This window comes from Oryzomonas rubra, assembly GCF_008369015.1.
GTDB classification, from domain to species: domain Bacteria; phylum Desulfobacterota; class Desulfuromonadia; order Geobacterales; family Pseudopelobacteraceae; genus Oryzomonas; species Oryzomonas japonica.
In genome coordinates this window covers 70190-94210 of record NZ_SRSD01000012.1, presented here as the reverse complement: position 1 = coordinate 94210, position 24021 = coordinate 70190, and the positions used below count along the sequence as shown (strand labels likewise).

13 protein-coding genes are annotated in these 24021 nt (G+C 50.8%); 6 read left to right on the top strand and 7 right to left on the bottom strand.

All coding sequences use genetic code 11. From position 1 onward, the window contains the following. Positions 1–2: 2 nt before the first annotated feature. The gene (locus ET418_RS17260; RefSeq protein ID WP_149309769.1) at positions 3–728 is read right to left on the bottom strand and encodes a polyprenol monophosphomannose synthase; all 726 of its coding nucleotides are present in this window, start codon (positions 726–728) and stop codon (positions 3–5) included. Positions 729–1144: 416 nt separating this feature from the next. Continuing rightward, complete coding sequence (locus ET418_RS17255) at positions 1145–2392, bottom strand: NAD(P)/FAD-dependent oxidoreductase (RefSeq protein WP_149309767.1); 1248 nt, start codon at positions 2390–2392, stop codon at positions 1145–1147. Positions 2393–2568: 176 nt separating this feature from the next. Here ET418_RS17255 and ET418_RS17250 point away from each other — a divergent pair, with 176 nt between their 5' ends. The 6 genes from ET418_RS17250 (at position 2569) to ET418_RS17230 (ending at position 10662) form a co-directional block, all read left to right on the top strand. Then, positions 2569–2889 (top strand): Hpt domain-containing protein, encoded by a 321-nt coding sequence (locus tag ET418_RS17250; protein ID WP_149309765.1) that lies wholly within the window; start codon positions 2569–2571, stop codon positions 2887–2889. Positions 2890–3004: 115 nt separating this feature from the next. Next, positions 3005–3142, top strand: a complete 138-nt coding sequence (locus tag ET418_RS18275) for a hypothetical protein (protein WP_188055676.1) — start codon at positions 3005–3007, stop codon at positions 3140–3142. A gap of 114 nt (positions 3143–3256) precedes the next feature. Next, complete coding sequence (locus ET418_RS17245; protein WP_149309763.1) at positions 3257–5503, top strand: hypothetical protein; 2247 nt, start codon at positions 3257–3259, stop codon at positions 5501–5503. After that, on the top strand, positions 5503–7701 hold the full coding sequence (locus ET418_RS17240) for a site-specific integrase (protein WP_149309761.1): 2199 nt from the start codon (positions 5503–5505) through the stop codon (positions 7699–7701). Before ET418_RS17245 ends, ET418_RS17240 begins: the two co-directional genes overlap by 1 nt. Further along, the gene (locus tag ET418_RS17235) at positions 7698–8804 is read left to right on the top strand and encodes a hypothetical protein (protein WP_149309759.1); all 1107 of its coding nucleotides are present in this window, start codon (positions 7698–7700) and stop codon (positions 8802–8804) included. Before ET418_RS17240 ends, ET418_RS17235 begins: the two co-directional genes overlap by 4 nt. Positions 8805–9381: 577 nt before the next feature. Further along, entirely contained in the window at positions 9382–10662 is a 1281-nt protein-coding gene (locus ET418_RS17230; protein WP_149309757.1) for a site-specific integrase, read from the top strand. A 295-nt stretch (positions 10663–10957) separates the two neighbouring features. Here ET418_RS17230 and ET418_RS17225 read toward each other — a convergent pair whose 3' ends face one another. The 5 genes from ET418_RS17225 to ET418_RS18690 all read right to left on the bottom strand — a co-directional run bounded on the left by ET418_RS17225 (position 10958) and on the right by ET418_RS18690 (position 24006). Then, on the bottom strand, positions 10958–13393 hold the full coding sequence (locus ET418_RS17225; protein WP_149309755.1) for an AAA family ATPase: 2436 nt from the start codon (positions 13391–13393) through the stop codon (positions 10958–10960). Positions 13394–13395: 2 nt separating this feature from the next. Next, positions 13396–14640 carry a metallophosphoesterase family protein gene (locus ET418_RS17220; protein WP_149309753.1) on the bottom strand — a complete coding sequence of 415 codons (1245 nt, stop codon included), beginning with the start codon at positions 14638–14640 and terminating at the stop codon, positions 13396–13398. After that, positions 14641–17052, bottom strand: a complete 2412-nt coding sequence (locus ET418_RS17215; protein WP_149309751.1) for an AAA family ATPase — start codon at positions 17050–17052, stop codon at positions 14641–14643. Between the two features lie 218 nt (positions 17053–17270). Further along, a complete protein-coding gene (locus ET418_RS17210) occupies positions 17271–23201 on the bottom strand; it encodes a DUF3320 domain-containing protein (RefSeq protein WP_149309750.1) in 5931 nt (1976 codons plus the stop codon). Positions 23202–23850: 649 nt separating this feature from the next. Continuing rightward, on the bottom strand, positions 23851–24006 hold the full coding sequence (locus tag ET418_RS18690) for a UTRA domain-containing protein (protein WP_149309748.1): 156 nt from the start codon (positions 24004–24006) through the stop codon (positions 23851–23853). Between the last annotated feature and the right edge of the window lie 15 nt (positions 24007–24021).

Sequence of the window (24021 nt, the reverse complement as noted above, 5' to 3'; positions counted from 1 at the left end):
CACTATCCTTTCCCGACCAGACGTCGGAGGAGCGTCCCCAAACGAAGCTTCCAGACCATGGTGACCGCCTCCCGGACGATCTTGCCGGACATCTTCGAGGTGCCGGCATGCCGGTCAATGAAGATGATCGGCACTTCGACGATCTTGAAGCCTTTTTCCATGCAGCGGTAGTTCATTTCTATCTGAAACGAGTAGCCGTCCGATTTGACGCTGTCCAGATCAAATGCCTCGATCACGGAGCGGCGAAAACATTTGAACCCGCTCGTGCAGTCCTTGACCCGAAGGCCGGTCACAAAACGGGTATAGACACTGGCGAAGAAACTGAGCATCAGACGGCGAATGGGCCAGTTGACGACGCTGACGCCGTTGAGATAGCGTGACCCGACGACCAGATCGGCGTTCTGGATGGCTTCGAGGAAGAGCGGAAGCACCGTCGGGGAATGGGAAAAATCGGCATCCATCTCAATCAGGTAATCTGCCCCCATGGCAAGGGCCGCCTTGAAGCCGGCCCGATAGGCAGACCCCAGGCCAAGTTTGCCGGAACGGTGGATAACGCTGATCCGCTCGTTCCCGGCGGCCAACTCGTCGGCAAGCTTTCCGGTGCCGTCGGGCGAGTTGTCATCCACAAACAATATCTGCAGATCGGGGTGCTGGGCGAGGACCTCTCCGGAAAGCCGGACGATATTGTCCCGCTCGTTGTAGGTGGGAATGACGACGATAGCTTTCAAGTTCCGAATTCTCCAAGGCGCGTGGAATGGGTATCGCCAGCATCTTTCGTAGCTGACGAATGTACGGCATGACCTGCGTAAAAGTCAAGGCGGATAACCCCGGCCATCTGCCCCAAAGCTCCGGGCGCGGGGGGATGATCAGAGAGGCAACCAAGCAATGACAAAATGGACCCTCCGCTTACCTGCCTTTCTTTGGGTTTTCACGGTATAAACAGGTCACACGAATATTCCAGCAAGTTCCGTACCGCACAGGGGGCAAGCGTCCCCTGCGAGCCTGTTATCGAGTACTTGGACCCCTTAGCGCCTGACGACCGAGGTCTTGCATGCCGGGCAGTCCGTGTTTTCGCGGCCTCCGGCCAGATTTCCCACAGAGAGAAATCGCAGGCCGGCCCGGCGGCCGACAGTGCCCGAACCGTTCAGGGAGAGCGGCGGGCGGAAGCGGTAATCAGCCGGACCTGGCGTTCATGGAACCAATAGTAGTAGGCCCAGTTCATCAGCACCAGCAAACGATTGCGGAATCCGATCAGGTAGTAGAGATGCAGCAACAGCCAGACCAGCCAGGCCGGATAGCCCGAAAAACTCACGCCGTGGGTCGTGGCCACCGCGGCGCTTCTGCCGATGGTGGCCATAGTCCCCTTGTCCCGATACCGGAATGGGGGCAATTCCGCTCCCTGTTCACGGGCAAGGATGGCGCGGGCGACGTACTGCCCCTGCTGGCTGGCCACCGGCGCCAACATGGGAAGAGGGGCGCCGTCCTGTTCCCGGCAGGCCATGTCGCCGATGGTAAAAACCTCCGGGTACCCTTCAATGCTCAGGTCGGGAGCCACGACGATCCTACCCGCCCCAGCCTGGGCCAGACCGAGTTTTCCCGCCAGTTCGACGGCCGCCACGCCTGCCGACCAGAACAGGGTATGGGTCGGGATGACCTCTCCACCGTTGAGATGGACATGCTCCCCATCCGCACCGCTCACCCGGGTCTCCAGCATGACCTCGACCCCCATGGAGCGCAACCTGTCCAGCGCATATCCCTGCAATCGCGGCGGCATGACAGACAAGAGGGACGAGGACGCTTCCATAAGGATAATGCGGGTTTCATCCGGCCGCACCTCGGGATAGTCGCGGGAGAGCACATGGACGACCAGTTCGCGCAGGGCGCCGGCGAATTCAACGCCGGTCGGCCCGCCCCCAACGATGACAAAGGTCAAGAGCGCCCTCCGCCGCTTCTGATCGGGCTCACGGGAGGCATGTTCAAAGGCCAGCAGCACATGGTTGCGCAGGTCCTCGGCCTGATCGAGGCGCTTGAGATCGAAGGCGTGCCGCTCGATATCGGCCTGGCCGAAAAAGTTGGTACGGCTGCCGGCCGCCAGGATAAGGTAGTCGTAGGGGATTTCCCCGTCTTCGAGCATGAGCCTTTTGTCGTTGAAATCGACACCGGTGACTTCCCCGAGCCTAAACTGTGCGCCCCGCCAGCGCCGGGCCAAAGCCCGAATCGGGTAGGCAATCGACTCCTGTTCCAACCCGGCCGTGGCCACCTGGTACAACAATGGCTGGAAAAGATGGTAGTTGTGGCGATCAACCATCACAACCTCCAGCCCCCTCCCCGCTAGGCTTTTGGCCGCACTCAAACCGCCGAACCCCATTCCTGCTATCACGACTCGCTTCATCATAGTGCTCCCGACCCCGCTTAAGTAACTATGTATCGGGCTCTTTCCAAAGAGCGGCCATAGTTTTATTGCAGACATATCCAAAATTTGTCATCATTATGTATATACTCTATGATCTTAAAAACTTATAAGGCAAAGAATTCAGGTCGCAGTTCGGTGCCGTCGGGGGACTACAAATGACAGTTGACAAACTCGCGGTGCTTGAGCGGCTAGATAACGATCAGGAACTGTTTGTCGAAATCTGCACCATCTTCAAGCAAGATGGGCCGAAACTCGTACGCAAGCTGCGGGATGCCGTTGATGCCGGCCAGATAATTGTGGCAATCCGTCACGCCCACTCCCTCAAATCCTCATCGGCCACTATCGGGGCATATGAGCTCAGCGAACTCGCCCGCCAGGCGGAACTGGCGGGAAACCAAGGCGACGTCAGTATTATCAGCGCTCTTCTCCCCGTGATCGATGTCAAGCTGCATGAGGTGATTGCCGAGCTGTCCTGACCTGCCGCCGAAGCCCCCCCAACTCCACCCCTTACTATTTTTGTAACACGTGCTGTTTTTTTTGCAAAGAGTTGGTATGCTGTGCTTCATCTCTCTATGATCATGGAGTGCCCCCATGGGCCGTACCTATATCATCCCGCCTATTTTGGCACCGTCGCCTGCCCGGGACCGGGCGGTCTACGCCGTCAGTCTTATTATGCTGCTGTTCATAGGTTGGCTTGACTATGTCACCGGCTATTTTCTCGATTTTTGACACTCCTGTAAACTCTTTTCATTTTCGCTTTGTCAACTAAATGTAAACTTTATTCTTTCTCCATTATTATCTCTATGAAATAATAAGACCATTCTTGTTAATGGAGGAGTTTTCATGCAAGTGGAGGGGCAGAGGATTTCGTTGCCAGTCTCTGTTGTGTCCGGTAATTCAGGGAATGCCAAGAAAAACAACAAAGTTGTGACCGAGAGTTTTTCTACCGAATACAGCGGGTTACTACCAAATCATGTGTTGCTTGAACTTGGCAAATTATTTAGAAACGTTGACGGGAAAAGTACCAGTAGTATCAATCTGTTAATTAATGCGATTAACTTATTATGCAAATTCATGGTGTTGAACAATATTGGGACACTGCAAGAGCTGGATTTTGGAGATCTCAGCAGACTTAGAGATCTAATTCAAGTAGAAACAACATATCGAACAGAATGGCGGTCAGTATACAATTCTCTGAGTGTTAATAGTCATGGCACTGCCTTGGCAAACAGAATCTGGCCAAAAGCGACACTTGGTCTTCGCAAAGAAACCACTACACCGGCTCATTCAATCTATGCGTATGACGCCATGGGTGTGGCACTCCGTAAAGAAATAGACCGAATCAGAGGGAAAATGGGGTGCCTCGCAGAGGCTATAATAACTGGCAAACTTATAAATCGAGTGGACCTAGAGTTGACCAGGAAAGGGATAATCAGAGGGACGCTTTCGCCAGAGTTTCACGTCAGTAAGGCCGATATAATTCGCACTATTACGCATTATCTGCCGGGATGGCCGGTTGTCAACAGAATTGGTTACACGCAAGGGAAATTTGGTGTTTACGAAGAGTACCGTGGAGTCCGGTTAGGATGCTTTGAAACCAGAGAAGAAGCTGCTAAATTTGTTGAAAAACAAGGCATTACAGCACATGCGGCAAAGATTCTCCCAATAGTTTTAAGCCAAAAATCAATGAATCCGGGCGAATTACTGCTGAGCAGATTTAGTAAAAGATACCGTTTCAGGGCCTTTGACGAATTCTTTTGTCCACATTTTCAAAATTTCGAAGACTTAATCGAACCTTATTATCCAACAGTATACGATTGGCAATGTATATATCTCTATTGGGTGTGGCTCACTGGGTGGAACAACGAAACCATCGTTTCTGTTGTCGCCAGCGACCTCAAGCTGGGCATTGACATCGGAAAGCACAACATGATTGAGGTCATTGCTCCAAACCATGTGAAACTAAATGGCAAACTTCCAACCCACTGGAAGCGGCGTGAATTGAATAATAATACTGAACCACGCTATAAAGGTGAGATCATCACAGGACACAAATTACGTTCACAACCTGAAGATACTCCGAAGGCTTACTGCTATATCAGCGACAAGAACAACCCCTATGACCTTTTCCAAGTTCTTGCAGACTTTTTCGAGCTAACTAAACCACTCAGACGCTTCCTAAACCCACATGAGAGGGAATGTATCCTTATGGGGGTGTCGATCTCTACCAACAACGCATCTGGCCAGCAAATATCAATTTTGGGAGGCACTGACCACTGTATTCCCGATTACAAAACTGGCCTTAACAGATTTTTTGAACGAAACCCTATCTATGACGACACGCTAGAGTTACTGAATGGCCCATTCGTCAAAATAGAAACTGCTACAGACAATCCTGCCGCTTCGCCGGAAAGATTCACTCGTTTGTGGGAAACTACTGCAACGATGATGCGAACCACATATGAAGCTTGGTTGGAGCATAAAAACGTCCCGCTTTGGATGAGACGGTCGCTAATGGGGCATGAGTCTGAAAATACAACTATCACTAGTTACGGCTCAGAGAGAGTCTCGATTGGGATTCGCCATCGGCGGCTGAATGGTCTTTTGAATGAAGTTGAGCAAAAAATTTTTAGAGGACAACTGTCAAGTTGGGAAGATTCTGCCGGTGTGTCACAAAAGGCAACGAGCGACAATGTTATCCAAATATTCTCGCATCTCAAGAGTGATATTTTCTATTGTGAGCACCCAACGAAGCCAACGTGGCCGGGACATGAGGAATACGTTAATGGGCACTGTACTGAATTCGACGAATGTCTGTTTTGCGAACAGTGCACGATAACTAAGGACTCTTTGCCAGTGTTAATCCGGTGGCTCTACGATATCAGGGAAATGCCAATAATTGTAGGTCCAGCAGGAATCAGCGACAAGGTTTACCTCAGGAAGCAGGCTATTGAAGAGGTACTATCTCTGTGCCACAATGAAGGGCAAGAGTGGCGAGAGGCACTTGAAAGAGCATACGATATTGAGATGGATCCTACTTTCACAGCACCTGATTTCATGTACAGGCAAGTAATGCCGAGGGAGGGCTAATGGTCACTGAAAAGTGCCAAGAGCAGCATGAGTGTATAAGGAAGATGATTGCTGAGGCAATTAAGGAAGACCACAAGGCTATCGAAAGAGAAGAGCTTAAAGATTTAGAAGAGGAAGCAGAGATCGAGATTTTCAAAACCGTCATGTCGAAAGCAAAACCTAATATAAGGAGTGGAATCAGATTGCCGACTGATGACACCATTGCCACCTGGAATCCAGACGGGTCACCACTTTCCTATTTCGGCGATCCCGAATGGTCGTTTTGGCTTGGCTATTCCTTAAACACCATTCGGTTCGGGCATGTCCACAAAGATCTGGGGCTTGATTTGTCTAGCGAGCTGTGCAAACCGTTGGTCAGTTTCCATAAAATTATCTGTTTCTTCCAATTGCCCGGCAACAATCCATCAACATTCATCAGTAGTTATGCATCTGTAATGATAGCAAATAATTCCTTTCTTCATCTGAGTTTATTTTTAAAGGGAAAAGGCTATCTTTATGGCGTGGGCAGCGAGTATCTGGGATTGGCTACGCTTAGCATTGATACACTTAGGAAAGAGTTATCTCGCTGCATTGCGGGAAACGAAACTCAGCGAGTTAAAGCATTATCTAAGGCAATCAGCTTGTGGATCAACGTAAGCACATTAGTGAACCTTCCGCCGGAGTTTGCTGCGCCATTTTCTGCGACACAATTTTGGGGTAGCGGCTTCAAAGAAAATGTTTACAAATACATCGCTAGTCAAAATAACCCTTGGGATACCATTGTCTTTGATGACTTGGTAAAAATGTTCGAGACAACCAAAAATTATATAGACAACTATACAGACGACATACTTTTTATTGGAAATATATACGATGATCTGATCTCGGATGAAACGCTACGCGATAAAAGGGGGGACATATTGCAATTGAATAACTCCGGTGCAACCAAACATCTAAAAGATAGAGTTATGGAGCGCAAATATGCCATTAATTTGAAAACCGGAGAGGCTTGGCTTAAACCGTCTTTAGTTAAAGGAAGGGTACCAAGGCTGCCATTTAGAGCTGCAATTGAAAACATGCGAGATGTTTGCATCTTCCTGCTATTCATCTGGACGGGGATGCGCCTGAAGGAATTAACGACATTGAAAACCACCGCACTCACGGTTAACGGAAAGCCTCTCGATCAGAATCAAGGCGCCCTTGAACAGGTCAGACGGGGCAACCATTTTACCCTGACGAGGATGGTGACAAAAACCACCAAGAACCGCAAGGGGGAGAAAAAGCCTGTACCTCTTCCGAGAAGTGCTGCTGAAGCTTTTGCAATCCTTGTTGACTTGTGCCGCAAGGGTCGCCAGCAAACAGGCAACACTTTTCTCCTACCACATGGTGACTTCGGCTATGCGAGAGGGGTAAGATTCGAAGAAAAAAGAGCAACCTTCCCAGTAAGCACTTTAACTATTTACACCTACTTCCGTAACTTTTGTGATTTGGCCGGCGTAACGCGTTACCATCCCCACCGTTGCCGTAAAACAATTGCGACCATATTAATTAATCATGACCCGAAGTGCATTGAACTTGTCAGGGACCTCCTCTGTCATAATGATATCCAGATGACCAGAAAGTACCTAATGTCCTTGCCTGGTATCGCCAAAGAAACTCGCAAACTCTACGTGGTGTCTCAATTTGAGTCTCTCACTGAGATACTCACAAGCGCTATCGAGGGGAAGTTAGCCGGGGCCGCCGGCGATCGTGCCAGCATGGCAATTGCGGACAATATTGAGGCATTCAAGGGGAAGAGGTTAGCCAAAACCATAGCCGCGCTTGAAGAGACCCTGATAGAGTCAAACTTCATGGTGGTTCGCACGCCGGTAAGCTGGTGTCTGCGATTTGAATCTCGGATTCCGTGGGATGCCCCATGCCTTCCTCCGCCGGAGAAGAGACGCACCGGAGAAATTGCCGTCCCCAACTTCGATAAGTGCGACGATTGGCAGTGTAAGTATTCCGGATATACGTCATCAGATCTCAGGAGACTAAAGCAACGTAGGAGCTGGGCACAAAAAATGACCTCCAAGGCAGTTCCTGACGTTTCTAGGGCTTATTACGAAAGCATAGTCGCACATTGGGACCGGATTATCGACCACTTGGAGAACGGGAGGTTGGAGATTGTTGGTCTGCATCTACCTGAGGCATTCCTGGCTCAAGCAGGAGCACATTCATGAGTGGTTCGGAAATGCGCTTCTCGGACAAGATGGACATCGTCATGGAGACGATCTGGTACCTGCGCTCTTCGACGCAGAAGAAGAAACTTCGCCACACAGAGGTCCAAAGCAGTTCCGCGCTCTTTGCTGCTGAGAGAGCAAAAGAAAAAGGCGTGACCCGTCAAAGCTGGCTCAAACCCGATGCCAACGACGAGTGGCGAGCCATTCGCCGCGCGATCGACGGCGAACTGTCGCCAAGTCATCCTGTGGAGCGCCGCATCGCCGAATTCTCAGGAAAAGATAAGGCTGGGCGCTTCGCAGCAAAAATCGCAGAGCTGGACGCGAAATGCGATAGCTTGCGGCAAAAGCTGAAGGAGGCGGGAGACCGATATGCAGACTTTGAGCAGTTAGTCCTGGAAGAACAGTATCTCAATAACCATGGGCAAATACATCTCAAAAAACTCCGTCATGACCTCGAAAACAAGACACAAGAGGTCAACGCTAAGGACAAGATCCTCAATGCAGCTCAGGCAGAGGCTGACACCCTGCGCAGCGAGAACAAGAAATTCCGAAAGCATGCCGGGGCAACGGAGGTGATCGAAAATGCTAAATATCGCCTCATTGAGCCGCAAGTTTCGGCGTTGGTTGACGTCCCTGATCACAAACTGCTAACGGCATATAAAATGTTGGTGAAGGAGTCCAGCTACACTTTACTTTCCCTATTCGACAAATCGCCGCAGCCCAAGGATGTGGTTCTAGTGTTTCATGCCTTCAACACCGACGTGCCGACGTTTGTCCGTGTCTCTGTACCATTTCGGCACTCTGATGGAAACGTAGTCTTCGCGTGTTGCCTACAGAATCCCGAAAGCCGCAGATTGCTATTTGAAGATATTGCGGCCTATATGGCCCCCCTAAAGCCTCGCGTGGTCATTATTGCCAGCGGAATGTTCCCCCAGACTGACGTGGATAGAGCTACCAAGATCATCAACATCGGCCAGAAGTCAGGTGATATCGCCATAAATCAGCGGCTAAGGCAAGCTCTAGGGAATCGCTACCGCCCGGAATACGACGTCGTCGCCGAGGGATATGACTTCGTCAAAATCGTGAGGGAGGCAAGCGACTGAAGCTATCAACACCCAAACGGAGAAGGTTTTGCGGGAAGGGACTCGATTTCTTGAGCAGATCAGGTACGATAAGACTCTGCGGCAGTGGCCCAATACCCCTGATGAGCTGTACATCGCCATTGTGCGTAGACATATGGGGGCGGCCAAGAGGAACGGCAACCCTGGTGCTTCCCTGGGGCCAATTGGGTAGTGCAGCACAAGGATGCCTTCAACAGATGTGTGAAGAGCCAATTGGCTGAGGACTTCGCTACGCACGACACCAACCTCTCTGGGAACGCATTACAAAACAGTATCAAACTGCCGCTAGGTCAGTGTTTTGATCGGCTGCCAGGAGAGTCCGCTAGCGTTGCCGTAGCTTGCTCTTTTCGGAGGTTTAATTAAAGTGGTTAAATTTTCGCTCAAGATCATAGATGTTATGATTGAGAGAACTCGACGCCAGCATCCGATTGTTGTCTACATGCCTCGCATGAGATCCCTATCGTACGTAAATGAGTGGTTGGGCAAAACAACGTCTTTTGGAACATCCCTACAGTATGCAAAAATTTTGCAACGTTTTTGTAATTACCTGGCTGAGTGTGTGTATAACGACGAAGATCAGGTGAGCCGACTCCTTGAGTTCTGGCTTTATGTTGATTCCCGAACTATGACTGACTGGAAAACCCATCGTCTGATGACCAGAAATAGATCTCACAAGCCCGATGGTTCCAGAACCAGTAGTCCTTCCTACGGGACAGTCAATCATGAGGCCGATGTGGTGTGCCTTTTTCTCGACTGGGTAAAGCACGACATGCACGTCAGCACCCTGTGGAATGGGAACAGAAAGACGATCAAGTCTGCCAAGTCAATACAGCAGCAATGGTTGGCAGGGATTGTCAGTCCAGGGACTAAAGAGGTGGTTGACGTCAACACTAACTTTTTCTTCGGTGCCTATGACGTCAACGCTGATCCATTGCCGGTCGCAGCTCACGCAAAACACAGTCAACGCGATACCTACCAGTACTTGTACGACGATCAAATGGCACAACTGGTCGCGGCCTTTCCCGATCCGGTTTACGCGCACATTGCCCTTACGGGCTATCTGACGGGAGTACGTCCGCACGAGGCACTGGCCATTCCATGGTACGCTATCGATGAGAAGACCTGCACCGTTTTCTCGGGTGACCCTGGATACCTTGAAGACTGTATCCGCCAATGCCCGCCAGACAAGCGGGATAGTCTCCAGATATCTCTCAAAGTTCTCGGTAAAGGTAAAAAAATACGCACAGTGAAGTTCCCTGCAAGGGGTTGGCTGGCACTCATGAAGAAGTGGGAACCTTTACGCCAAGTGAGGAAAAAGCTCTACAAGGAGCGAGAAGGGAAAGAGTGCCCTGACTGGATATTGTGGTTGGACAAAAAAGGTGAGCCACTGTATTGCCCACCCGGCAACGACGTAGTGCACCTGAAGCCGCTGAGTAAGCTACGGGAGGCCTTTTACCATATCTCCACAAGAAAAAAAACGCCCCTGAAAAAAATATTTAACCAAGCCGTCAGCTATTACACTATGAGGCACACGTTCGCCACGAACTTCATGATCAAGACCATGATAGATCGCAACAACTACAACGAAGGCGACTACCTTAATGATTTGAGGCTACAACAAGAGCTTGCCGACCAATTGGGGCACGAAGCATTTGATACGACTTTCAAGTACTATATCATCCACTCCATCGCCATCACACAGGGCAGCATCAAAGGCGAAAGGCCTCGTGAGGCCTTCACTGTCGAGAACTTGTTCAAGTATCTAGGCAAGCGAATATCGCTGAGGAAGAGGCATCTGGACGAAAAAATGCATGATGGGGAATTGACAGACCCTGCTTAGCAGCAGTCTAGTCTGTGCATTTCTTATCGGAAATGCATGCTGTTAAGAAGCATCAGGGAAAGAAAGGACCTAGATTACAGGGAATTGCTGCTACATTATCAAGCCCCCACAAAGAGGCAATAGAATGTTTTTCTATTTAAGGTTTTCGTAGATTCCAGACCCGAACACAAAATCACCATCTATGAAATTTATGCCAGTAAGTTTTGGACCTCTGATATGAACTGGCTTGATTACACTGCCAACTGGCCTTCCCCCTGAAGACAGGGCCAGTTTATGGGGGGAGAATGTCAACATGTTACAACTCAATAATCTTATCCGTAATTTCCGTAAAGGTCACGTCGTGACTTACCAGGAAGAGTTGATCGTACCAGTGTTCCGCCACCTCCTCGCGCCCAACGTCGATGGCACGGAAGGCATGGGCTAAGTTTTCACGACGGGCGGCATCCAGGTTGGAGGTCGGCTCGTCGAAAAAGGCAATACGAGCGCCGATTGTCTGGAGCAGGGCCAAGCGCAGCGCCACCACTGCGCTCATTATCTGGCCTCCTGATAGCTGATCGTCACTCCGTTCCCGAATAACGCCGTCCTGTAGGTCTCGCAAGGTGACTTGGTAGTTGTCGCCCCAGTATAATTCCTCATCAGAATCGGCGATTGTCCGGTAGATGCGGTCGGCATGGAGGCTGATTTCTTCCCGGAAACGTTCGGAGAGTTGGGTTGAGACATTTTTGAAGACCTGATTGCGCAGGAACTTGACCAGCCTTTCCTTCTCCTCATACCCTTTGATCGCGGCCTGTTTTTCCGCCATGTCCGCTTTCAGCTTGGTAAGATGGGCAATCTCCGCCTCCAGGCGCGTGCAGTTCTTTCCTATGTCGATAATCTGCTGGCGCAGGGTTGTTGTCTCAATGACAAGCTGTTCCTTCTCCTGGCGAACCTCTTGGTGCTTCTCAGGTTGATAGGATTCCCACTGCATAGCGAGGTCGCTCTGCTTTGCTTTGAGCTGAATTCTGAGGTCTTCCAATAGCCTCAGCATGTTATTCAGCTTCTGAGTACGGTCGGCAAAATCAAGGGCATCCTTTTGGTTGGCATTGAAGGCATCCCTGGCTGCCTGGTGCTGTGAACGTTCCTTTTCGGCACGCTCGATCTCCTGGTCAAGGCTTACGAAGGCTTGCAGGGCAGCCTTACGGGTATCTGCCAGCTTTCCAGCCTCGGCCTGCCTGGCTATCAGGCTTGCCATTCCAGCCACCCGCTCCTGGTTCTTTTTACGACGTTCATCAAGGGAATGTATCTGTTTGTCGAGCTCTTGGAGGCGTACCTCGCGGGCGTTCATATCCTTTTCAGCCGTCTCAGCCACCTTGACTTGGCGGGACAGTTCCTCTATCAGGACATCAAGCTCCTTCATCTGGCGGGAGAGGTCATCGATGCGGTTGGTGAAAACATCGCGGGGCACGGTGCCGGCAATGTTGCTGCACTTTTCTTGGAAAAAGGGGCAGATTCCTTCGGCCAGCTTATCCTTGCCTTCCAGCAGGCTTTCACTCCTGCCGTCCAGAAGGGAACGTTGCGCCCTTTGCTGCTCTGCCTTTTGTCGCAGTTCAGGAAGTTTGGCGGCCACCTCCGCAATTTGGTCATCGGCCAGCACTTCCTGGCGGGCCTGGTCGAGCCTGTTCTGATCTTCGGCCAACTGTGTGCCGGTATTCTCGATCTCGGAACGTTCATGCACAAGCGCTTGATTCAGGCGGAGGGCCTCTTTTTCCAGGCTGGCGATCTCCTTCTCGATGCCCCTGCGCTCCTGATCTTTCCGGCGCAGTTCCATCAGGAGAACCTCGGCCTTCTCGAAGGCGTCCTTACCAGCCTTGGATTCATTCAGGGCCTTTTGAGCCTTGTCCGCTTCATCCACCCGGAGCCTTTGTTCGGCAATTTTCCCTTCGCCGTCCTTGATGCGGGTTTCAAGGATTTGTATCTCATTGACGAGAGCAGCGATACACTTCTCCCGGCTATCCAAGTCGATGAGTCTTTGTTCTGACTCTTGGAGGGCAATACTCTTGTCTTTCAGGCTTTGTTCCTTGCCAGCCATATCATGTGCAGCCGTATTGAAATCGGCCTCTTTCTCGGGCAGCACCGCAAGCTGTTCCTGTTTCCCCGTCACCTCGACCGTGAGGATCTTAATTCGTTCCTGCACGGCGGAGAGCAGGCCGCTGGTCCCCTTGTACGTCTTGCGCCAAGCATCAATGCCAAGAATCTCGTCAAAGGCCTCTTGGCGCTTGGCAGGCTGTTTGATGACAAAGGGGCCAAGAAAATCGTTTTGGAATGGACCTATCACCAGTTTGAATTGATCCGCTAGCGCGCGGCCATTGGCCAGCCCAAGGATTTCCGCTATGCGCGTCTCGGTTTCCTCAATGCGGGCATGGTCCTCCACCTCGAAGCCACCGCCGATTTCCTTGGCCAGCAGCCATTTTACACCGGCCCCGACGGTGCGGCTCACCCGATAAGTTTCGCCATCGTCCGCCTGGAAAACGACGCTGATCTCGCCCTTCTTGGCGCCTATGGACAGAAAACGGTCCACATTGGAGACGAAGTCCTTGGCGTCCACACCAAACAGGGCATAGCCGATAGCCTCGAAGATGGTGCTCTTGCCGGCGCCGTTGGGGCCGGACAGTACGTTGATCCCCGCGGAGAAGGAGAGTTCCTTATCACAGTGGGACTTGATGTTCTTGAGATGGATGGAAAGTATCTGCATGGCTACGGCTCACGGGAAAGAAGGCCCAAGAGCTCTTCCCCCTCTATGTCTCCCTTTAACACTTGGTCGCGGATTGCCAGAGCCAGACTGACCAGCTCATCCTTGCGTTCCTTGTAGCCGCTGTTGGCGGAGATCAATTCGCCCAGCACGTCCCGTTCGATCTCTGCCAGGCTGCGTTTGATATCTTCACCTGTGCCGCTACGGGTCACCAGCGAAAGGTGGTTTTTGATCTCCAGGTGCAGTGGGCTACAGATCTCGTCCAGGGCTAGGCGCAGTCGTTCGCGCCCCAGTTCGAAGGGATGGAAGGCCACCCGGCCGGTGAGCCTGACTTCCAGCAGCGGACGGCGTTCGTCACTCAGGTGGCAGACTTGCTCCGTTATCTGGTTACGAAAGGTATCCAGCGCCTGCTCTGCGTTCTCGCTCCCGTCCAGGTTGGCGGTCACCACCAGCATGGGACGCGGTGTGGTGGGGCGAAACTCGTGATGATACGTGCCATCAGTAACGCTGACCAGGAAATAACCTTTGTCGTACTTCTCCTCGCCGAAGTTGACCCGTTCCGGCGCACCGGGATTGAGGGCATAGGGGCGGCCTTCGGGGGTTGTGATGACGTAGGGTTTGTGGCCGTGACCGAGTGCCACGTAGCTGAAGCGTTCGGCCAGCGGCAGGGCTTCATCCGGCTGCATGTTGCCGATTTCCACCGGCGAGTAGGTCCAGACCCCCACATGGAACAACAGCAGGTTATTATCGGTGGTCACCGCCTCGCAGATGCGTGCCACATGGTTTCCCGCCTGGGTGCCGATATAGCCTAAGCCATAGATGTTGATCCCCTTGATCTCAATGTGCCCGCCCGAACCGGTTTCGGGATCGAACGGATCGAAGCGGTAGCCGCCGTCCTCCGTACGCGCCGGGCGCAGCAGGTTGATGTAGCCCATCTGCGAGAGCGCCTCCATCCACGAGATGCTGTCGCGGCGATGAATCCAGTCGTGGTTTCCCTCCACTGCGATGCAGGGGATACCGGCGTCCTTCAACGGTTGCAGGGTTTCGATAGTTCGGGCAAAGGTACGGGGGAGGATTTGCCCGGTGTGGAACAGGTCACCGGCAATCAGGACAAAATCCACCTGTTCGGCGATGGCATCAGTAACAATTCTGCCGAGCACGCGAAAGAAGTCTTCGTAACGCTCGAATTCATTAGTGGAAGTGCGGTATGTCTTGCCGAGGTGTATGTCGGCTGTGTGAAGAAAATGCATTTAGATTTCAACCTTGTCTTCTTCAGCTATGCCAATGCTTTTGAGCAATGCCGAAAACTGATCTTTATCTTCTTTCAGCCTTTCAATGATTTGCCGCGCTGCGGTCTGCATCTCAGGCACTTCCACAGGTGTAGCTCCTCGCTCAAACACACCGCACAAATGTGAATATTCGTTATTAATTCTGTCCGTTAAAACGGTAGGAATCTTTTCCTCACCGAAAAAATGGCGTAGAGTCTCCTCTGTCATGCCTTGATCTGGATATTTGTAATAGAGGTAGACTTCAAAGAACTTTCTAGCGTTGTTTCCGAAGTTGTAAAAGGTGGTGTAGTTTGTGTCATCAATGGAGTTAATCGCTGCACACTTATGTATTTCATGGAACAGATAATTGAATTCGGTCACATATTCTTTTAAATACTTTGGCATCACTCTGATAATGGACGTATTATGTTGCCTAACAACAACAAAATAACCTTTTTGATAGTCCTTCTGCTTCCCATCTGTATCGAGAAACTTTCCATTCAATCGCTTTAAATATTTAAGAAAATCAAGATTGTGAGTTGATACAAATAACTGCTCAAATCTTCCATTCGAAACGATCTCTGCGTTTAGCAAGCTAAAAACAAAGAAGATATGGTTCCCATCTAGTGAAGATATCGGATCATCAATCCAGATAATCGGTTTTGAATCCTTGGTATCAATATCGCTAAGTTTTGCCAGAAAGTAGCAAAATGCCAGTAGGCTGCATTCGCCTTCACTCAGGTGATAGGCCTTCTTGCCGTCCCGGATGACTTCAAACCGGATTCGCTTGGGATCCTCCCCGGCAACTTCATTTTTACTTGCCTCCAGCGAAAGAAACTGATGCCCAAAGAAGTTATTTAGATATTCATTAACCTTCTTTGCGCCCTTCTCTTCGTCATTGAGTTCACGCTTCTTGGACGAGATCGACTCTATTTTCTGGCGGATATCACCATCAAGGCAACTTTTTTCTCGTTCAGAATCGTCCCATTTGTTCTTGAGTATCTTAATAGAAGAGAACTGCTCTTGGAATCGAATCGTGATGAGGAAGTCAGAAACCTCCTGCAATCGTAAAGCATTTTTGGCTTTTGTTTGCTCCGAACTTAACGTATTTGAAAAGCTGTCAGACTCACCACAAAGCATTTCATATGAGCTCCAAACAGCTTCCAAGTCGGCTGAAGTATCACCCGGATGCCGAAACTTCTTCTGGTTGAGGATATCATCCTTTCTGTCTCTTAGCTGAGTGTTTAACATGTCCAGATATTCACCATATTTTTTGACAGTATCTTTAAGTTGTTCAGTTAACTCATCGAGCTTTTCATGAAAATTAGAGTAAAAAAGTGCTTTGTTGATCGATAATACGGAGTTTACCATGTTTTTCTCAGTGTCAATTTTTGAAATCAGTGAACAAATGTCCTTTTCAAGTTTTTCAGACTCTTCATCAAAATGCTTCTCCAACTTTGCCCAACGATCTTCGGAGATTGGGTTACCACAAAAGGCACAGTTGGCGCGTTTTCCCTTGTGATGAGCACGACCATCGTTAACCCAGCGATTCACGACAGCATCTTTAATAAGTTCCTCTATTTTGTCTGATTCGCTGATTTTCTTGGTTACAAGAGCTTCGGTATTATCTGCCAGGCTCTTAATATTAAGGCTTGGTCTACGGAATGGAGGTATAGGCAAGAGCGTTTTTTCGGTTATCAACTTTTCGAATTGGGCCAGTTGCATTTCATTTGGTGGTCTATAGCTTGCATTCAGTACTTTCTCAATATCTGTTCTTAGCTTCTGGATGTTGTAATTTTGATCTCCAAAACGCTCAGGTTTGTATTTTATACCGATACTTCTATCAGTGGCCTTATCACCAAGCTGCTTCTCAAGTGCGTCATTGGCCTTTTTGTACTCATGGCTTGCGTTTTTGAATTCCGTATTCGCAGCAACTTGTTGAGCGTACAAGCCGGTTTCTTTTCCTCCTTCATTTGAACCTAGTTCACTTTCAAGCGCTTCGATTTCTTTCTCAATTTTATTATTGTCGTCACCGAGGATAGCAAAAGGCTCAATACTGTCATCTGGGTTTGTGATGAAACGCAGATTATCCCGAACAAAATCTTCGTTGAACACCCTGATTTTTCTTCCGTGTGATATAAGGCTGTTGTGATTTGACTTACTTCCATCAGCAAATTTTACTAAAAATGATGGATTTTGATACTTATCAGAGAGTTCTCCTGTTTCCATTGCCCTTAATATTCGGGAAAGACTTGTTTTGCCGGAGTAGTTTCTACCGTAAATGACGTTTATGGACTTAAATGTGCAAATATGTCCCAGCGCATCCACAACTTCTTTATCCCAGTCAAATTCTTTAAAAACAGCTAGGTTATTGATAGATATTTTTGTTATCATTCGAAAACCTCAAGGTTTAAAGTATGATTGTAACTATTTCGACGAATCGTTAGCACTCCGCCATTACATCATCAATATTCCGTGCATTGATATACTTCGCTGGATTCCAAAATTGCTGAGGGGCCGCGTTTCCATTTTTTCATTTTTATGAAGAATAGAGACGCAGCCCGATCTGATTCTCCTATATCTAAATGTTTAATTAATCACAAAATAGTAATTTATTTGTTATTTGGTTGGTGAATTATGACCCCATCCTCTTCCTTCGCTCGCCCACTAATCACCAACCATTTGATACCGCCCCTGATTGCCTTATCCACATTTTGCCCAATCCTCTGATACCCAAATAGCCGTGCAGTTTCTCGCACAAGATCCGCTACAGGCAGACTCACATGCTGTTCCAACAAATACTGCGCTGCGTTGGCAACTTCGGCTTGCGGCAGGTCTTCGGCAGCCCGTTTAGCATCTTCGTCGGCCCCCGGAATACGGAACCCTGTGAAGGACTTCGGATCAAGAAACGTCTGCCAGAGGAAAACCTTGTCTTCTTCTGTAATCATTCTCACGTTTGCCTTCTTTGCCAGCCCCGCGACCCGCGTCAGCGCCCGTGATGTTACTCTGGAAATCCCCCAATGCTCGGCAACCCTCCTGGCGACCAGTCCGAGACTTACCGGTCCTTCCTTGCTTACAACGGCTTCAATAAGCGCGCAGATAGTGCTATCCCCTGTCTGTAAGTGGAAGTCTTCCGGAGTTCCGTTTATGCCCTTGAATGTGAACGTTTCATAAACCGGAAACGTAGGCTCTTGTGACAAAGGCGCTTGAGATTTCAACGGCTCAGTCATCGGCAATACAGGCGCGACCGCGATCCATTGAGGCTGACTTTCCGCAACGACATCTGGCTGTTGCGAAGTTTGCTTAGCTGTTTCGATGGCCTCCTCTATCCGAACGAGTTCTTCCGCCGGTTTTTCCCACCAGTCGGTGGACCAGATCCGGTGCAGGTTCCAGCCAAGCCCGCGCAGGATGCTTTCCCGGAGTTTGTCCCGGTCACGGGCGGTCTTTGACCTATGGTAATTGGCACCGTCACATTCGATACCGAGAAGATAACGCCCCGGCTTGTCTGGATCGACAATTGCCAGATCGATACGGTAGCCGGAACAGCCAACCTGGGGATGTACGATGTACCCTTTGTCCCGCAAGGCATCGCAAACCTGTTCCTCGAAGGGTGATTCACATTCCCCTGCCGGATCGCTGGCCTGCCGTTCGGCAATTGCCACGGTGCCCCGTTCGGCGTAATCGAGGAAGCATTTCAGATCGGCAACGCCTTGGGCACGACTGCGGGAAAGGTCGATTTGCTCGGCACGCAGGGTGGAGAAGACGATCACCTCCTGTCGTGCCCTGGTTACGGCCACGTTGAGGCGCCGTTCGCCGCCATCTCGATTGATAGGGCCGAAATTCATGGAGACTCGCCCCACTGCATCCGGGCCGTAGCAGATAGAGAAGAGAATGACGTCCCGTTCGTCCCCCTGCACATTCTCCAGGTTCTTTATGAACACTGGTTCAGCTGAACCATCGGAGAAGTGCGGCTCTATTTCTGGGTGCTGCCGTCGTGCTTCCTCCAGGAGGTCGTCCACCAGCAGTTGTTGGGCAAGGCTGAAGGTGACAATGCCAATGCTGAACCGGCACAATTCTGGATCGCACAACCGCCGGAGGACTTCATCCACCACGGCCTTGGCCTCGGTCTTATTGGTTCTGCTCTTCCCCTTGTCGTACTCGCCCGTCACTGGACGGAATGACACGCCGAGTTCCTGATGCGGCGATGGGAAGGTCAAGAGGCGATTTCCGTAATAATGGTAGTTGCTAAAGGCGATGAGGCTTTCGTGGCGGCTGCGGTAATGCCAGTTCAGGTGCCGTTCCGGCAGCTGAGCGGCGATGCAGTCGTCGAGGATACTTTCCAGGTCCTCCACGAGGCTGTCGTCGGCATCCGCCCCATCTCCGGTATCTGCACGCGAGAAGAAATTGGTCGGCGGCAGTTGTTTCGGGTCACCGACGATGATGACCTCCTTGCCACGCGCCATGGCCCCCACAGCATCCCAGACAGGTATCTGCGAGGCTTCGTCAAATACGACCAAGTCAAACGGTGGGTGCGCCGGGTCCAGATACTGGGCGACGGAGATGGGACTCATCAGGAGGCACGGCTTCAAACGTGGGAGGAGATTTGGCAGTTTCTGCAACAAGGCACGTAACGGCAGATGGCCCCGTTGTCGCTGGATCTGCCGGCGGAGCAGGCCCATCTCTGAGTTGGGATTGTCCACCTGTCCTCTCGGCAATCTGGCGGACACACGCGCTTGGATCTCTTGGCGAGTCAGGCGGGTGTATCGATCATCGGTCAGACGGAACTGCTGGATCTTGTCTTCAAAGTCGCTGCTGAAAAAACCTGACAGGATGGGTGCACCACTGATGATTGTGTCGCACCACCACTGATAATAGCCACGTTCGAACGCATCTTGCAGTTTTTCCGTTGCCAGCCCTTGCGACTCGTAGGCGTCAATAATCGGCTCAAGATTGAGCGCCTTGCCCTCACTCCGCACCGACCGCCAATGACACCAAGGCTTGAGGCCATTAAGGTTTTCCAGCCAGAGTTCGCTTCGTTCGACAAGGGTTGCCAGAAAGCCCTGCGGCGCCGCATCCGTCCTCGTCGTGATAGCTCCGAGGTTCAGAAGGGTTGTGAGTGCGCTTAAGATTGACGTGAAACGCGAATATGCCTCCTGATATGCCTGAAGGTGCTGGCCGATAGGGGCAGTACCGGCTAGTTGATCTCGTCCCTCGGCAACCAGCTTCGCCCAGCGGTGGCGCAAGTGCAGAGCAAGATCAATGTCTATGCCTGCAACGTTGAGGGCAACCTTGCGCAAGGCATCGGCGCGAGAAACATCCTCTTCAATATCACACCACTTAGCTTCGCCATTGCGCCAGAGCCCACCGAGCAGTTCAATCACTGCGCTTTGCGCTTTAAGATATTGCTCTTCCTGCTGTACAGCCTGGGCCAACTGCAGGTCGTGCACAACATCCGGATTTTGAGGAAGGTACCCGGTGCAGGCAACTGATGTAAGTGCTTGGCGGATCTTTCTGCAACCGAGCCAGCGAGGCAAGAACCATGACTGCTCCGCAGCGGACCACTGCTGGCACAGGGCACCCGTATCCATGGTCAAAACGCCCTGGGTATATCTACTGAATAGCTTCTCTCGTAATTCGTCGCGTTGCCGCCCGTGGGCAACTGTTTCGGCAATAGCCGCTTTGCTCTCTTCCCACTCGTTTGTTACGAGTAACCCCTGCGGTAGCGAGGGACAATCTAGGAGAGCATCTGCAATTTCCGCCAGATGCTGCAGGTCCTGGCTGCTCCAGTCATTCGCTGGCATGCCAACAATGGCCGCAATCTCCTTGGTAGTGCCCGTCAGAGATTCTATCGCTCCCTTCATTTCGTTTAGGACGCGTTCCACGCTGTTGCGAAGTTCGGGGGTCCATATCTCGCACTGGGCCGCTTCCCAACAATTGGCTATCGGATGACCGATCTGCCCAGCGGCCAACTGCAGCCGTCGCGCAGTATCGCGCAAGGCATCCAGCTTTTGGCGGTCGATTTGCTCTACCGAAGGCCAAGACAGACTCACCAATGGTATGTTGCGGTTCTTGATGAGCTGTGAGAGTCCGACAAAGAGAGATTCCCCGGATGGCCTGATAGTGTGAAGAGCCGTCACAAAGCCATTCAACTCCTTTCGGGTATTCGCGAGTTTTTGCGCCTCGTTGAGCCACTCCTCGGAGGAATGAACGGGCGGAACTCCGAGCGTCTGCTCCAACTGGCTCAGTACTGCTTTCTTATGACTCTTGTTGGAATGCAACTCCAGGCAGAATGGCCCCAGTCCCGACTCCGTCAGACGCCGCTGTACAACCTCCAGGGCGGCTCGTTTTTCGGAAACAAATAGCACCGTTTTCCCCAAAGCAAGGTTGTGCGCGATGATATTGGTAATAGTCTGCGATTTGCCGGTGCCGGGTGGCCCATGCAGCACAAAACTTTTGCCATCTGCCGCCGCATGGACGGCTGCCAGTTGTGATGAATCGGCGCTGAGCGGGCAGAAAGTTGCTTCGGGGCTGTGGGTTTCGTCAAGCCGGTCTGGATCGGGAAAGGTACCGCTATCAGGATAGACATCCGACGGGGTATGGATGAGATGGCGGACAACGGAGTTACGTTGCAGGTCTTCCGAACGGACTTCCAGATCGCGCCACATGAGGAACTTGGCAAAAGAAAAGTGTCCGATGTAAGCCTGTTCCAGCACTTCCCACTGGTCAATATCGATGATCGCCTCTCGAAATTTTCTCAGAATCAAGGACACGTCTATGCCGTGTTCATCCATGGGAATCGGGTCAAGCCCACGTATATTGAGTTCAAATTCAGCCGCAAGATTGGCAAGCAAGGTCACGTTGACCATCGGCTCGTCATCCCCTTGCCGGATACTGAATCCTTCCTGCAACGAGCGGCGTTCGATTTCTAGAGGGATGAGAATAATGGGGGCAATCCGGCGTTGTGGAGAAGTGGGGGTCTCGTACCAAGCCAAAAAACCGAGTGCTAGGTAGAGCGTATTGGCGCCGTTCTCCTCGATGCTCAGCTTTGCTTCCCGGTATATTTCCAGCAATCTCCGGCTGACATCCATATCAGTGGAATCAGCATGCAGCCGATGCGAATGGAAGGCCTCCTTAAGCATCTCATCCAAAGAGTTAGCACCGGTTCGTTGTCGGTGGACTTCAGCATTACGAGCATTATTTTCGCCGAGGTCGTTCAAGCGTGGATACACTTTAAACGAAACCCCATCAGCCAGCGCATCCTCCAACGACCCCAGATCGGGGCAGAGAATTGGCAGGTTTTTCTTGGACTCCTTGAAGTTCAGCAAACGGTTGTGCATGGTGAGATCAAGCAGTTTCCGTTTCCAGCGATCCAGACGTGTGGCTGGTGTTTCTGGCGCTGTTTCTGTCTGCTCGTCTTGTGTGCTGGGGAAGGCGGGAATATCCAGCAAAGGCAGAGCCGGCTCAGTTGCTTCAGTATTAACCGTGGTTGCCGACTGCATCGCAAGTCGCTCTACGCGAAGCGGCAGTGGCCGAATGCGGCACTTCCTGGCCCGCCGAATATCGATTGCGCAGAGGAATGGCGCGGCGTCTTCAAGATGTTGACGGCCTGCCTTTATCGCTTGGTCGAAGGTTACGGGCTGCTCGGAAGTGAGAAGAGTAGTCTCAAAGACGGCAATTTGGCCGAGTTCCACCCTTTTGCGCAAGCGTAAGAGATCGTCGGTCGCCACATCTGCAAAGGTCTCGTCTCCCAGCCAGACTCCAACAAAGGCGTGCCCGGTGGTAATGATTACCAGCGGATTTAGGCCTGTCTGTTCCAGGCAGGCTGCGACAAGCATACTTAAGTCAAGGCAGGTAGCGAGACGGCTTTCCAGAATTCTGTCTGGTAGTCGAATCTTTTGGCCGACTGCCTCAAAACTGGCGGGCGGATTTATGTAGCGAATTGTTCTTTGTTGTAATGCCGTGAAAATTGCGGCCGCGATGAGGGCAACACGTTCTGGATCACGCGATTGATAGCCGGACAGGGATGTGTTGCCGGTCCACTTGCCGATAACGTCTGCGGCATCCGAGAGTACCGATTCAATCGACGGATGGTTGGGGGTTGTAAAGGCCGCTAAAATTTCTGGTAACGACTGCAGTCCGTTCCACTCATCAAAGGCAAGAATGTCAATGCGTCGACTGATATGGGCTAATTGGGTATCTTGTTGGAAAACTTTGACATGCAACGCACCAGATACGCGCTCGGTGAGGCTTGCCAGATAATCGTGGGAAAGGGTTAGGTCGACCGGTCCGAGATTGTATGTCTCACCTACCTTGACAGTACCAATCCGTGATTCCCATGTATGCGCAAACTCCGGCTCGGTTGTTATCGACACCCTTACATCTTGTAACGGGCTTTCGTTTTCAGTGGTGAGGCGCAGGGATTTTATGATCGGCACGTCATTTTGCTGCATTGCATAATTGACAGTCCAATCATGGTCCACCTCAATGGAAATTGTTGTTAACTGCTCACTTGCACTGGTTGTCCCTGGAATATTGTCACTCAACTCGATTCCCTCCAAGCCTGGATCAAATTGCAACAAATAGGTTGTCAGCTTTACGTTTCCGCGATCTCTGCCTTTTTGCCTCTCTCCCTCTTGGAATTTTTATCATTCTGGCACCATGCTAAGGCATCAAATATCATATCCGGCAGCCTCATAATGCTCTCATGTCTGTCCAGAATAACGCTGCTGCTCCCGTCCCCAGCTCAAACCCTCTCTTTGTGATTCCTGTCTTATATCCGAGCTCATTTACAAAATGAAAACAAGATAACCAAATATTGGTGTTCCCTTTATACAACCGTGAAAAGTAAAATCAATTAAAAAATCAGCAACTTGCGGCACTCAAAAAATGTATCATTTTGTCCGTTTGGCAAAAATAGGTATTAATTCCAGGGCGATAGACTCGTAGAAAAAATGTTATTTTTTTTAACATGTTATAAATCCAAATTAAAATCGGCTAGTTGGGGTCAAGAGTAGGTTCTACTGGAGAAATGTTTTTTGAAATTGTTAATCTGAGTCCAAAGTTTACCCAAGGGATAACTATATCTTACTGATATTCCAGCAGTGGTGGGGCAACATAGGCGCCGATTGCGGGTCAAAGTCATAAGTCGATTCACATTTTGAGACTTTCGATGTCTGCTCCCATGGTCTCGTCTTACTTCTTCTCTTTGGTCAGGCGTGTGGAAAAGGTAAACCTGTCGGCGGGGTGAATAGTAATGGATATCTGGAAAACACTGCCGCCGTGGTCTCGGTAGTTGCGTGTGATTTTGAGAACTGGAGAGCCTACTGTGGTCTGTAGTTCTTCCGTCAATTAAGAACTCCCTCG

Bases quoted from the DNA above. Each gene is read 5' to 3' on its own strand.
- ET418_RS17220 (WP_149309753.1), bottom strand. From the start codon at position 14,640: ATGCATTTTCTTCACACAGCCGACATACACCTCGGCAAGACATACCGC.
- ET418_RS18275 (WP_188055676.1), top strand. From the start codon at position 3,005: ATGGGCCGTACCTATATCATCCCGCCTATTTTGGCACCGTCGCCTGCC.
- ET418_RS17255 (WP_149309767.1), bottom strand. From the start codon at position 2,392: ATGAAGCGAGTCGTGATAGCAGGAATGGGGTTCGGCGGTTTGAGTGCG.
- ET418_RS17245 (WP_149309763.1), top strand. From the start codon at position 3,257: ATGCAAGTGGAGGGGCAGAGGATTTCGTTGCCAGTCTCTGTTGTGTCC.
- ET418_RS17240 (WP_149309761.1), top strand. From the start codon at position 5,503: ATGGTCACTGAAAAGTGCCAAGAGCAGCATGAGTGTATAAGGAAGATG.
- ET418_RS17250 (WP_149309765.1), top strand. From the start codon at position 2,569: ATGACAGTTGACAAACTCGCGGTGCTTGAGCGGCTAGATAACGATCAG.
- ET418_RS17225 (WP_149309755.1), bottom strand. From the start codon at position 13,393: ATGCAGATACTTTCCATCCATCTCAAGAACATCAAGTCCCACTGTGAT.
- ET418_RS17235 (WP_149309759.1), top strand. From the start codon at position 7,698: ATGAGTGGTTCGGAAATGCGCTTCTCGGACAAGATGGACATCGTCATG.
- ET418_RS17215 (WP_149309751.1), bottom strand. From the start codon at position 17,052: ATGATAACAAAAATATCTATCAATAACCTAGCTGTTTTTAAAGAATTT.